The 12,652-nt window shown below is 60.3% G+C and carries 11 protein-coding genes; 8 read left to right on the forward strand and 3 right to left on the reverse strand.

Features of this window, described 5'->3' with window-relative positions; all coding sequences use genetic code 11:
* Positions 1 to 5: 5 nt before the first annotated feature.
* Positions 6 to 782, reverse strand: a complete 777-nt coding sequence (locus AC13DD_RS08385; protein WP_053113814.1) for a GntR family transcriptional regulator — start codon at positions 780 to 782, stop codon at positions 6 to 8.
* 217 nt (positions 783 to 999) lie between these two features.
* On the opposite strand from AC13DD_RS08385, the gene AC13DD_RS08390 reads away from it, so the two are divergent.
* Genes AC13DD_RS08390 through AC13DD_RS08405 form a run of 4 tightly spaced genes read left to right on the forward strand, consistent with a single transcriptional unit; the run spans position 1,000 to position 6,768 of the window.
* Entirely contained in the window at positions 1,000 to 1,839 is an 840-nt protein-coding gene (locus tag AC13DD_RS08390; protein ID WP_053113816.1) for a (Fe-S)-binding protein, read from the forward strand.
* Entirely contained in the window at positions 1,836 to 3,287 is a 1,452-nt protein-coding gene (locus tag AC13DD_RS08395) for a LutB/LldF family L-lactate oxidation iron-sulfur protein (RefSeq protein ID WP_014579197.1), read from the forward strand. The genes AC13DD_RS08390 and AC13DD_RS08395 overlap by 4 nt, the downstream gene beginning before the upstream one ends.
* Positions 3,284 to 3,955, forward strand: a complete 672-nt coding sequence (locus AC13DD_RS08400) for a LutC/YkgG family protein (protein WP_053113818.1) — start codon at positions 3,284 to 3,286, stop codon at positions 3,953 to 3,955. Before AC13DD_RS08395 ends, AC13DD_RS08400 begins: the two co-directional genes overlap by 4 nt.
* Positions 3,952 to 6,768: an FAD-binding and (Fe-S)-binding domain-containing protein gene (locus AC13DD_RS08405; RefSeq protein ID WP_482931053.1), complete on the forward strand. Its 2,817-nt coding sequence runs from the start codon at positions 3,952 to 3,954 to the stop codon at positions 6,766 to 6,768. The genes AC13DD_RS08400 and AC13DD_RS08405 overlap by 4 nt, the downstream gene beginning before the upstream one ends.
* Positions 6,769 to 6,771: 3 nt before the next feature.
* On the opposite strand, the gene nfsA is transcribed toward AC13DD_RS08405, so the two are convergent.
* The gene (gene nfsA / locus AC13DD_RS08410) at positions 6,772 to 7,509 is read right to left on the reverse strand and encodes an oxygen-insensitive NADPH nitroreductase (RefSeq protein WP_053113821.1); all 738 of its coding nucleotides are present in this window, start codon (positions 7,507 to 7,509) and stop codon (positions 6,772 to 6,774) included.
* Between the two features lie 153 nt (positions 7,510 to 7,662).
* Here nfsA and AC13DD_RS08415 point away from each other — a divergent pair, with 153 nt between their 5' ends.
* Positions 7,663 to 8,841, forward strand: coding sequence for a GGDEF domain-containing protein (locus tag AC13DD_RS08415; protein WP_482931054.1), 1,179 nt, complete (start codon positions 7,663 to 7,665; stop codon positions 8,839 to 8,841).
* Here AC13DD_RS08415 and AC13DD_RS08420 read toward each other — a convergent pair.
* A complete protein-coding gene (locus tag AC13DD_RS08420; RefSeq protein WP_008177244.1) occupies positions 8,821 to 9,615 on the reverse strand; it encodes an enoyl-CoA hydratase/isomerase family protein in 795 nt (264 codons plus the stop codon). The genes AC13DD_RS08415 and AC13DD_RS08420 overlap by 21 nt on opposite strands.
* 237 nt (positions 9,616 to 9,852) lie before the next feature.
* Between AC13DD_RS08420 and AC13DD_RS08425 the strand changes: the two genes are divergently transcribed.
* The 3 genes from AC13DD_RS08425 to AC13DD_RS08435 are packed head-to-tail and all read left to right on the forward strand — an operon-like array spanning position 9,853 to position 12,591.
* Positions 9,853 to 10,668 (forward strand): ABC transporter ATP-binding protein, encoded by an 816-nt coding sequence (locus tag AC13DD_RS08425; protein WP_008177246.1) that lies wholly within the window; start codon positions 9,853 to 9,855, stop codon positions 10,666 to 10,668.
* Positions 10,668 to 11,546 carry a branched-chain amino acid ABC transporter permease gene (locus AC13DD_RS08430; protein ID WP_104270508.1) on the forward strand — a complete coding sequence of 293 codons (879 nt, stop codon included), beginning with the start codon at positions 10,668 to 10,670 and terminating at the stop codon, positions 11,544 to 11,546. Before AC13DD_RS08425 ends, AC13DD_RS08430 begins: the two co-directional genes overlap by 1 nt.
* A 1-nt stretch (position 11,547) precedes the next feature.
* Positions 11,548 to 12,591: a branched-chain amino acid ABC transporter permease gene (locus AC13DD_RS08435; RefSeq protein WP_008177250.1), complete on the forward strand. Its 1,044-nt coding sequence runs from the start codon at positions 11,548 to 11,550 to the stop codon at positions 12,589 to 12,591.
* The last annotated feature ends 61 nt before the right edge of the window (positions 12,592 to 12,652 follow it).

A 12,652-nucleotide genomic window follows, 5' to 3' on the forward strand; every position in this document is an offset into this window, starting at 1 on the left:
TGGGCTCAGGATCGGGCGAGCTTGTCCCTCCGCAGGGAGCGCTCCAGTCGGCGGTGGCTCTCACTGCGTTCTGAGAGTACTTGCTGAACGTACTGGATGTGCTTGCCGGCCAGTTCCCGGGCTTCCTCGGCCCTGCCTTCAGTGATGGCTTCGTACAGCATCCGGTGCTGTTCCACCAGACCCTGCCGGGTCTCCGCCTCTCTTCGATACATGCCGCCGATGTTGGTAACCACGTTGCTTTTCAGCATGTTGAACAGGTTTCGAATGGTGTGCAGGAGAATCACGTTATGGCTCGCCTCGGCAATCGCCAGGTGGAACCGGGCATCGGCTGCCCCTTCGGCTTCCAGGTCCCGGTTCCTGTCGCTGCAATAGCAGGCTTGCAGTGCCTCGTAAGCGGTTTTCAGGTGAGCCCTGTCGACCTCTGTCGCTCGCAAGGCTGCGTAATAGGCGCAGTCCGCCTCCAGTGTGCGGCGAAATTCCAGCAGATCCCGTTGTGCGTCTGGCCGGTTTTCAAGCAGAGGAATCAGCGGATCGCTGAAACTGCCGCCGAGGGACTCAGTGACATAGTTTCCTCCGCCCTGGCGGCTGATCAGCAGGCCTTTGGCGGTCAGCCGCTGAATGGCCTCCCGCAGGGAAGGGCGGGACACGCCGAACTGCTCCGACAATACCCGTTCCGGGGGCAGCCGCTCGCCCGGTTGCAGGGTGCCTTCCAGAATCATCGTTTCCAGCTGTTCCACGATGGTGTCCGCGAGTCTGCGTGGGGCGATCTGTCCGACGTCCATAAGAACGAATTTCCTGTCCAAGAATTTATTGGTAATACCAATACCACAGGGCGCGATTCAGGCCAAGTCCCGGTGTATCTGCGATGGTTAGACTGAAGTCTGCTGCGGAAAACTTTGACATCAGCAAGCGGTCTCGAATACCTTGGTTATTATTGTATGTCAATTGGTATTACCAATTGTCAGTTTGTCTGTCTGAGACTGTCTTGAGGCGCAATCAATGAGTCAGCTGTTTTACGATGCCGCTCCCAATGCCACCCGGGTATCGCCCGAGCGGGAAGCCGACCGGCATTACCCGGAGAAGCCGGAAGCGGTCACTCTGTTCGGTACCTGCGTGGTGGATCTGTTCTTTCCTGAGGCCGGGCTGGATGCCATTCGCCTGCTGGAGCGGGAAGGTGTTCGCGTGCATTTCCCCCAGGAGCAGAGCTGTTGCGGGCAGCCCGCCTGGACTTCCGGATATCGGGATGAGGCCAAGGCAGTGGCCCGCGCCCAGCTGGATATCCTCGATCGATCGGGTCTGCCGGTCGTGGTGCCGTCCGGCTCCTGTGCCGGGATGTTCCGGCACCATTACCCGGCGTTGTTTGCCGATGAGCCGGACACGCTCAAGCGGGTAGAAGCGCTCGCCGAGCGCACCTTCGAGCTGACCGAGTTCCTGCTGAAAGTCTGCCGGGTGCAGCTGGCGGACCGGGGCGCGCCCAGCAAGATTGCACTGCACACCTCCTGTTCGGCCCGCCGGGAAATGAACACCCACCTGCACGCCCGCGAGCTCTTGCAGCAGCTTGAAGGTGTCGAACGTATCGATCACGACCATGAAAGCGAATGCTGTGGGTTTGGCGGCACCTTCTCGGTGCGAATGCCGGAAGTTTCAGGGGCCATGGTTAAAGACAAGACCCGTTCGCTGATCGACTCCGGCGCGGTTGAAATGGTGACCGCCGACGGCGGCTGCCTGATGAACATCAACGGGTCGCTGGAGAAACAGAAAGAGAGCTTCCGGGGCCGGCACCTGGCCAGTTTCCTCTGGGAGCGCACCAACGGCGACAACGCAGGGGAGGTGGCATGAGTCAGCGTATTCCGGTTACCGAGCTGACCCCGGACTTCCGGGGCCGCGCCGAAGAGGCCCTTGCGGACGGTCAGCTGCGCAACAATTTCCGTGTGGCCATGGACTCGCTGATGACCAAGCGGGCCAACGCCTTTCCAGATGCCGACGAGCGTGAAGGCCTGAGGGAACTGGGTAACCGGATCAAGGCCGGTGCCCTTTCCCGTCTGCCGGATTTGCTGGAGCAGCTTGAACAGAAGCTGACGGAGAACGGCGTCAAGGTTCACTGGGCGGAGACCGTCGAGGAAGCCAACAGCCTGGTGCATGGCATCATCGAAGCCCGCAAGGGCAGCCAGGTGGTGAAAGGCAAGTCCATGGTCAGCGAAGAAATGGAGATGAACGACTACCTGGCGGAGCGGGGCGTCGAATGCCTGGAATCCGACATGGGGGAATACATTGTTCAGCTCGACAACGAAAAGCCCTCCCACATCATTATGCCAGCGATCCACAAGAACGCGCGGCAGGTGTCCAAGCTGTTCCACGACAAACTGGGCGAGCCGGAGACCGAAGACGTTAACCAACTGATCCAGATTGGTCGCCGGACCCTGCGTCGGAAATTCATGGAAGCGGATGTGGGTGTTTCCGGCGTGAACTTCGCCATCGCCGAAACCGGCACCCTGCTGCTGGTGGAAAACGAAGGCAATGGGCGCATGAGCACGACGGCGCCGCCCGTGCACATTGCGGTAACAGGCATTGAAAAAGTGGTTCCGAACCTGAGGGACGTGGTGCCCCTGGTGTCCCTGCTGACCCGCTCGGCCCTTGGCCAGCCCATTACCACCTACGTGAACCTGATTTCCGGCCCCCGCAAGCCCGACGAGCTGGATGGTCCGGAAGAGGTGCACCTGGTGCTGCTGGATAACGGCCGCACCGGCGCTTTTGCCGATGCCCAGATGCGCCAGACCCTGAACTGCATCCGCTGCGGCGCCTGCATGAATCACTGCCCGGTGTATACCCGGGTGGGCGGCCACACCTACGGTGAGGTCTACCCAGGCCCTATTGGCAAGATCATCACGCCGCACATGGCAGGACTGGACAAGGTGCCGGACCATCCCAGTGCTTCCTCTCTGTGCGGAGCCTGCGGCGAGGTCTGTCCGGTCAAGATTCCCATTCCTGAACTTCTGCAGCGCCTACGTCAGGAGAACGTGAAAAACCCGGAGCAACCGCAGCAGGTGAAAGGTGGCGGCGCCAAATATTCCCGGACGGAACGGTGGATCTGGCGTGGTTGGCAGATGCTGAATACCCGGCCGGCGCTGTATCGCAGTTTTCTCTGGGCCGCGACCCGCTTCCGGGCGCTGGCTCCGAAAAAGGCCGGCCCCTGGACCGAGAATCACAGTGCGCCGGTGCCCGCCCGCCGCTCCTTGCATGATCTGGCGGCCCGGCATCTTGACCAGAACGGAGGTCGGCCATCATGAGCGCCCGCGCGAACATCCTTGGCAAATTGAGAAACAGCCTCGCCGGCACGACGCCCCGCCCCGACGAGTTCGACGAGCGGCTGGTTACGGCCCCCTGGCGGTACGCGCCGGAAGACCGGATCGACCGGTTGCGTAGCCTGATGGAAGCGGTCCACACTGAAGTGCATCCGTGCCGGTCTGACAACTGGCCGGAATTGGTGGCCGAACTTCTGAACAAACGCAACCTCACCAACCTGTTGTGCGCCCCGTCGAGAGAACATGGCCGGGCGCTGCAGGCATACTTCGAGGCCACGGAGCAGAAGGTCGAGTTATTGGCCTACGATCAGCCGGTGGAAGACTGGAAAGAAGAGCTGTTCTGGAATGTGGAGGCCAGCCTGACCGGCACCCTTGGCGGTATTGCCGCGACCGGCACGCTCGTGCTCTGGCCGGACCGCAATGAACCGCGGCTGATGAGCCTGGTGCCGCCGGTACATATTGCCCTGCTCAAGGCCAGCGAGATTCACGACAATCTGTATGACATGATGGTGGCTCAGGACTGGGCGGCCGGGCTGCCAACAAATGTTCTGCTGGTGTCTGGCCCGTCCAAGACCGCGGACATCGAACAGGTGCTGGCCTATGGCGCCCACGGCCCCCGTGAGCTCATTGTGCTGGTTCTGGAGGATGCATGACTTTTACCCCGGAAGTGTTGGCCGATATCCGGCAACGGATTCCCGAAAACCGGGTCTTTAACGATCCGGTGTCCACCCTTGCGTTCGGAACCGACGCCAGTTTCTACCGCCTGATCCCAAAGGTGGTGGTGCGGGTTCAGGATGAAGCAGAGGTTGTCGATCTCCTGGCCATCGCCCGCCGCCACAAGGTCCCGGTGACCTTCCGGGCCGCCGGTACCAGCCTTTCCGGACAGGCGATCAGTGATTCGATCCTGATTGTTCTGGGCGATCAGTGGAACGGCCACGACATCCGGGAAGAAGGCCGCCAGATTCGTCTGCAACCGGGTGTGATTGGCGCTCAGGCGAATGCCTGGTTGGCACCCAAGGGCTTCAAGATCGGACCGGATCCGGCGTCCATCAACGCCTGTAAGATTGGCGGCATTGTTGCGAACAATGCCAGCGGTATGTGCTGTGGTACGGCCCAGAACAGCTACCATACGCTGGCCGGAATGCGGCTGGTGCTGGCCGACGGGGCAGTGCTGGATACCGAGGATCCGGCAAGCGTTTCGGCGTTTCGCGACAGCCACGGTGATCTGTTGGCGGCCCTGAAAAAGCTGGCCATCAATACCCGGGAGAATCCCGACCTGGCGGAGCGTATTCGACATAAATACCGCCTGAAAAACACCACCGGCCTGTCCCTGAACGCCCTGGTGGATTTTACCTGTCCACTCGACATCCTGACGCACCTGATGGTGGGCTCCGAAGGCACGCTGGGTTTCGTCAGCGCGGTAACCTACAACACCGTTCCCGAATACCCTGACAAAGCCACGGCCCTGTTGGTGTTCCGGGATGCGGAGAGCTGCTGCCGGGCAGCGTCGGCACTGCGCTCTCAGCCTGTGGCGGCGGTGGAACTGCTGGATCGACGCAGCCTTCGTTCGGTGCAGGACAAGCCGGGCCTGCCGGACTGGATTCATGATCTGTCGGAAAGCGCCTGCGCGTTGCTGGTGGAGACCCGGGCGTCGTCTTCGCAGGTTCTGGATGAGCAGCTGACCCGGATCAGGGCGTGCCTCGCTGAATTCCCGCTGGAGCAGCGGGTGGATTTCACCCGCGACGCCAAAGTGTCTGATCAGCTGTGGGCCATTCGTAAGGGTACCTTCCCTGCCGTGGGGGCAGTCAGACCGAACGGCACCACCGTGATCATCGAGGATGTGACCTTCCCGATTGATCAGCTATCCGAGGGGGTCACCCGCCTCCAGTCGCTGTTCGTCAAGCATGGTTGTGACGATGCGATCATCTTTGGCCACGCCCTGGAGGGCAACCTGCACTTTGTGTTCCCCCAGGGCTTCGACGACCCTGCGGAAGTCGCTCGCTACGAAGCTTTCATGCAGGATGTGGCACAACTCGTTGCCGTGGAATTCGGCGGTTCTCTGAAAGCGGAACATGGCACCGGTCGTAACATGGCGCCCTTCGTGGAACTGGAATGGGGGCATGATGCCTGGCAGTTGATGTGGCAGATTAAGCGGCTGCTGGACCCTGAGAACCTGCTTAATCCGGACGTGGTGCTCTCGGAAGATCCGCAGATCCACCTCAAGAATCTGAAGCCTCTTCCGGAGGCGGATCCGCTGGTGGACAAGTGCATCGAATGTGGCTTCTGTGAGCCGGTGTGTCCATCTGAAGGGCTGACTCTGTCGCCCCGTCAGCGCATCGTGATCTGGCGGGACATCCAGGCCCGCCGCCGTGCCGGTGAAGACACGGCTGAACTGGAGAAGGCCTACCAGTATCACGGTCTGGATACCTGTGCCGCGACCGGTCTCTGTGCCCAGCGATGCCCGGTCGGTATCAATACCGGCGATCTGGTACGCAAGCTGCGCAGTGAAAAGGCCAACGGTCAATCCGTGGCCAATCAGTTGGCAAAGCATTTTGCCGGCGCCTTGAAAGCCACCCGTTTTGTGCTGGCCAGCGCATCAATGGCCGAAAGACTGTTGGGTGCGCCACTGCTGACCCGGCTCAGTGGCGGCGTTCGAAAGGTGTCTGGTGGTCGGGTCGCCCAGTGGGATCCGAGTCTGCCCCAGCCGGTGCGGTTTGTTTCACCGAACGCGCCGGAACCGTCCGATGGCCGGCCCCGGGTGGTGTATCTGGCGGCCTGTGTGTCCCGGACCATGGGCCCGGCGCGGGGCGATAAGGCGCAGGAACCGGTGATCGAAGTGACCCGGCGGCTGCTGGAGAAGGGCGGTTACCAGGTGGTGTATCCGGAGGCCCTGGACAGCCTGTGTTGTGGCCAGCCATTTGCCTCCAAGGGCTATCCGGACCAGGCGGCGACCAAGAAAGATGAGCTGATTTTGGCGCTTTTGCGGGCCAGCCGGAATGGCGTTGATCCGATCTACTGCGACACCAGCCCCTGCACATTGCAGATCCGCGAAGCCGCCGAAGAAGCCGGCCTGACGCTGTTTGATCCTGTCCGGTTCATTCGGGATCATCTCTACGAGCGTCTGGACTTCGAGCCGGAGCAGACCCCGCTGGCGGTGCACGTCACCTGCAGCACCCAGCACCTGGGGGAGTCGCAGGGACTGATCGATATCGCCCGGCGGTGCAGCACCCAGGTGGTGGTGCCCGAGGGTATCCACTGCTGTGGCTTTGCCGGCGACAAGGGCTTCAACGTGCCCGAGCTGAATGCCCATTCTCTGAAAACGCTGGCAGAGCAGACGGCCGGCTGTGAGGAAGGAATATCCACCAGCCGAACCTGCGAAATCGGGCTCAGCCGGCACAGCGGTATCGACTATCACGGCCTCGTGTATCTGGTTGACCGGGTCACGAGGCCGCGAGCAACTGCCTAGCGGTTATTTCATCTCGAAGCCGCATTTGCGCAGGAAGTCGCGCATGTGCGGTCGCAGTTTTGAGGTGAACAGCGGCTTGAGCTGCTCGGACCAGGTAGTGTCCTTGTTGCCACCGGTGCGTTCCCGATAGTACTCGTTCATGGTGCGATCGAACCCGGCGACCAGCTCCTCGTCCCGGGCATCGGAATAGTAATCTTCCCTGAGAATCGCCTCCACCGGCAGGCGTGGCTTCACCTCCGGGTTCTGGTCCGGGTAGCCCAGGCACATACCGAACACCGGATAGACATGTTCGGGAAGCCGGAGAATTTCGCTAATGTCCGCGGGGTTGTTGCGTATGCCCCCGATATAGCACAGACCCAGCCCCTCTGATTCCGCGGCGATGGCCACGTTCTGGGCCATCAGGCTGGTGTCGATGGTGGCAACCAGAAGCTGCTCAGTCATCCCCCGCACCACGTCTGCCCCGGCCCGTCCGGCGGCATCGGTAGAGCGCCGCATGTCGGCACAGAACACCAGAAAGTCCGAGCAATCGGCGATGTAGTCCTGTCCGCCCGCGAGTTCGGCGATTTTCCGGCGGTTGTCCGGATCAATCACGTGAATGATTGAATACGCCTGCACGTGGTTCGAGGTGGCGGCGCACTGGCCGGCGCGGATCAACTCCCGGAGCAGGTCCTCGGGAATTTTCTTGCCGGTAAATTTGCGTATCGAACGATGGGATTTCAGAAGGTCTATGGTCGGATTCATGGGGTCTCGCAGTGAGTGCATGGATGTCGAGTCAATCTGTGACAATTATCATACCAAACGCTACACGGCACGTGCGCAGGCCTGGGCGGGAAGCTGATACCCTGACATATCCCGTTGTATAGCCTGGAACGCTGTGCCTTTATGGATCTGAACATGCACCTGCCAACGCTGCTGGTCACTTCGGTCATGATTAACCTCCTGATCGGCGGCATGCTCTGGGCAATCTACCATCTTCGCCACCGTGAACGTTGTTTCCTGCTCTGGGCACTGGCCTGTCTTACTTTTGTGGCGGGCACGGCGTTAGCGGTAGTTAATGAGATAACCGAAGCGCCCGGGCTCATGCAGTTTACGGTTCATCTGGCGCTTGGCGGGTCTCCCTTGTTGCTCCTCGCAGGGATACATGCCCTGATGCAGTTGCCCATGGCTGGCACCCGAGGTTCCTCCCGTTTTTTGTACGGAGCGTCTCTACTCTATCTGTTCGGTTTGGTTGTGAGTACAGGATGGGATCCGGTGGCTGCCAGATTCCTGACGGCACTGTTCTCCGCACTGGTCTTTAGCCTGGCGATCTATCGTCTGGCTTCCATTGAACGCAAACCGCGGCTGCCGCTGCGGATCCTGCAAACGCTGTTCGGCATCCACGGTACCCTCATGATGGCCCAGGTACTGGTGATTGCGGTCTCCGTGACAGGAAGTGCCCCGCTGGATCTGCACGGGCTGCTGAAACTGATTCTCGTGAACCACCTGTTGCTGGTGAGCGCGACGGCCATGGCGCTTCCGTTGCTGGCATTTACCCGTGCCGAACAGGCCCTGGTCGTGCTGGCAGAGCGGGACGGCCTTACTCAACTGTTCAATCGACGGGCCTTTTACCGGGAGGGTAATCTGGCGTTTGAAAAGGCGCGGGAAGACGGCTCACTGATCACCGTTCTCATGATCGACCTCGATCACTTCAAGCAGATCAACGACCGCTGGGGGCACGCCACCGGCGACGAGGTACTGAGAATTGTGGCGAACCTGATGAAAGCGGAACTCCGGGATGATGACATCATTGGCCGTGTTGGCGGGGAAGAATTTGCGGCCGTGCTTCGTAATAACAACCGCGAGGCGATTGAAGCTGTAACCGGGCGGCTGTTACAGCGCATTGTTGAAGCCGGTCGGGAGGTTGACGGTGTTCCGGTTCATCTGTCGGCAAGCATCGGAGGCGCCTCTCTTGCTCTTGAACATGCTGCCTTCTCTGACGTCATGGCTTCCGCGGACAGGGCGCTTTATCAGGCCAAGCACAATGGCCGCAACCGGGCCGAATTCGTAACGGCGTCAGCAGCCGCGAAACCCTGACGGCCGTTTGGCCAGAAATGCCGACACGCCCTCGGCAAAATCCTCGGTTCGGGTCATTTCAAGGAAGGCCGCGCGCTCTGCCTCCAGGTGGGCGGCCAACCGGTCACCGTTGGCACGATCGATCAGTTGGCGAAAGGCACCGAAGGCCCGAGTCGGTCCCTTGGCGACTTTTTCGATCATCCGGTTCACCCGGCTCTCGAATTCGCTGGCCGGGACGACCTCGTTGACCATTCCCCAGTCTTTTGCTTCGCCGGCATTCAAGGTGCGTCCCAGCAACATCAGCTCCGCCGCGCGACCAGCGCCCAACTTGTGGGCCAGGGCCCAGCTGCCGCCGCAATCCGGAACCGCGCCAATACCATTGTAGGCGACCAGAAATTTCGAGTCTTCCTCGGCGATCACCAGATCGGCCATCAGCGTGAGACTGAGCCCTGCGCCGGCGGCGACGCCCCTGACCGCAGCGATAACCGGTGCGTCCATGCTGCGAAGTAGCAGGATGGCGGGATTGACGGCATCCAGGATCGCGCCTATGGCTTTGCCTGCCTGCTCTGACGTTCCGACCATGCTGGACACGTCTCCTCCGGCCATGAAAGCTCGCCCTGTGCCTGCCAGGACAATGCACCGAACGCCGGAAAGGCTATTGATATGCTCGACTGCCGCAAGAAAGGCCTCCGCGAGGGGGACATTGATGGCGTTCAGGGCTTCGGGGCGATTAAAGGTCAACCTGGCTACCCCTGTTCCGGCATCAAAAGAGGTGGTTACCAGCGTGTCTGTCATGATGAATCGCCCTCCCTGTTCAGCAGGTCTGAAGATCAGAAACCTGCGTAATGATGAGGTATCAGGATAGAGCGGTTTGCCTAATGTTGCCTGAATGGACTACTTTAAATCTGGATCGGGGCTAACCCCGACGACAAGAAAAAACAAAAATTACAATCATCTTCGGGCGTGAGATGGGTATCGGCAGGGCGTGTTCACGTGCCTGAGTACCCGGCGCCAGGGGTGCCGGGAGGTATAGTGAGCATCCTTGAGATCAGTAACCTGTCTCTGTCGTTTGGTGGTGTTAAGGCGCTGCAGGACGTGAGCTTCCGGGTGCCTGAAAACACGGTAACAACCATTATCGGCCCGAACGGCGCCGGCAAAACATCGCTGTTCAACTGCATCTCCGGCTTCTACAAACCCCAGCAGGGCACCATCCGCTATCAGGGGCAGCCGCTGCCGGGCAGTATCAAGCCGCCGAAACGGGCAGCATTGGGCCTTGCCCGAACCTTCCAGAACATTGCCCTGTTCCGGGGTATGACCGTCCTGGACAACATCAAGCTGGGCGCCCACGTGCACATGAAGAGCGGACTGCTCAGTGCGCTGGCCTATTTCGGCCCGGCCCGGCGTGAGGAAATGGCTGTCCGTAGGGATGTGGAAGAGCGCATCATCGATTTCCTCGAGATAGACCACATTCGTCGCCAGCCGGTTGCGAGCCTTTCCTACGGCCTTCAAAAGCGGGTCGAGCTTGCCCGGGCGCTGGCCATGCAGCCGAAAGTCTTGATGCTGGATGAGCCGGTGGCGGGTATGAATCGGGAGGAAAAGGAAGACATGGCCCGCTTTATTCTCGATATTCGGGAAGAGTGGGGTGTCACCGTGCTGATGGTGGAGCACGACATGGGCATGGTCATGGATATTTCCGACCACATCGCGGTGCTCAACTTTGGTCAGGTCATCACTGAAGGCCTGCCTGCGGACGTTCAGAACAACCCCGAGGTTATCAAGGCTTACCTGGGCAACAGTGATATCGAGAGCCTTCGCAAAAAGCTCAATGCCGAGGGGGAGGCCGCCTGATGGATTGGTTGTTCTTCGGCGAAATCAGCCTGGCAGGCCTTGCCATGGGCGGCCTTTACGCCCTCATCGCCCTGGGCTTTGTGATCATCTATAAAGCGACGAGGGTGATCAATTTCGCCATCGGCGAGATCATGATGTTCGCGGCCTACCTGTTCCTGGCGTTTGCCGGTGGCATGGAAATGTCGCCCTGGATTGCCCTTCCGCTGGCTGTCATCGGCGGCAGTATTCTCGGTGGCGTCATTGAAAAGACCATGATCCGGCCGATGCTGGGCGAGTCGCCGATTTCAGTGGTGATGGTGACCATCGGCATTGCGAGCATCCTGGTGGGTCTGGTGGAGTTCGTCTGGACGGCGGATCCGCAGTTGCTACCCAATTTCCTGCCTCGCGAGCCGGTGTTTATCGGCGAGCTGTATCTGGCCCCGAAAATTGCCTACGGCTTTCTTATCGGGTCGGCCCTTCTTATTGTCTACCTGCTGTATTTCCGGTTCTCCCGGGGTGGCGTGGCCCTGCGAGCCACCGCCTCGGATCAGGCGGCAGCCTATTCCATGGGCATCAATGTGCGCCGGGTGTTCAACATGGCGTGGGTGTTTGGCTCTCTTGCGGCATCCCTGGCAGGTGTGCTGGTGGCGGCCACCGGAGGCCTCAGCCCGCAGTTCGGGATCATTGGCCTGAGTGTTCTTGTGGTGGTGATCGTAGGCGGCCTGGACAGTATTCTCGGCGCCCTGGTGGCCGGCGTGTTCATCGGCTGGCTGGAGACGGTAGCGGGCGCCTATCTGGGCGGTGAATACCGGATGCCGGCAACCTTCCTGGTGCTGGCGATCATCCTGGTGATCCGCCCCTACGGCCTGTTCGGCACCCACGAAATAGAGCGAGTGTAAGATGCGTATCGGTGACGCAAAACAGAGCTACGAGGCCGATGAGGCAATCTGGACAAGCCAGACCCAGAAATTGTGGCTGGGGTTCTTCCTGCTGATCTTGCTGGTCTTCCCTTTTGTGGTGGACTCCTATCTTCTCTACCTGGGGTGCCTGGTCGGCATAGCGGTGATCAGTACTACCGGCCTTAACATCCTGACCGGTTTCACCGGACTGATTTCCCTGGGGCAGGCCGGGTTTATGGGTGTGGGCGCCTACACCGTTGCCTGGCTGTCGATTAACACCGCATTGCCTTTCCCGGTGACCCTGGTACTGGCCGGCCTCATGGCAGCCGCCGTCGGGATCCTCGTCGGCCTGCCCTCGCTTCGCGTCAAAGGTTTGTATCTGGCCATCGCGACTCTCGCGGCCAGCGTGTTCCTGCATTTCATCTTCGCCGAGTGGGAATCGGTAACCGGCGGGATGGGTGGCTTGAGCCTGGAGCCGGCGCACCTGTTCGGTCTGACCTTCCAGAGCGATTTCATGATGTATTTCATCATTGTGCCGCTGGCGGTGCTGATGGTAGCGGGTGCCAGGAATGTATTCCGGACAAGAATTGGCCGGGCCTTTATCGCCATTCGCGACCGGGATATCTCCGCGGAGATCCTGGGCATTAACCTGTTGCGCTACAAGCTCATGTCCTTTGCGCTCAGCTCGTTCTATGCCGGGATCGCCGGCGGCCTGTTCGCCTATTTCTATCGGGTGGTCACGCCAGAGAGCTTTCCGCTTTCCATGTCCATTTTCTATCTGGCGGCCGTGATCGTCGGCGGTATGGGGAACTTGCTGGGTGGCATTCTTGGCGCCGCCTTCATGACCCTGGTGCCGGAAGCCCTGAAGCTGCTGACCGCCGCGCTGACGCCTTTCTATCCGAATGCGCCGGTGTTCATGTCGCCGATGCTGGAAATCATCTTTGGCGCCCTGATCGTGGGCTTTCTGATCTTCGAGCCCCACGGCCTGGCGGAGATCTGGCACCGGATCCGTCGCTTCTTCCGCCTGTGGCCGTTCAGGAATTAATCGTGTTTCAACGGGCTCGCTACCTCGGGCCCATGCACCACCAACAACAAGAAGCAGCAAG

The organism is Marinobacter sp. L-13 (assembly GCF_056857715.1).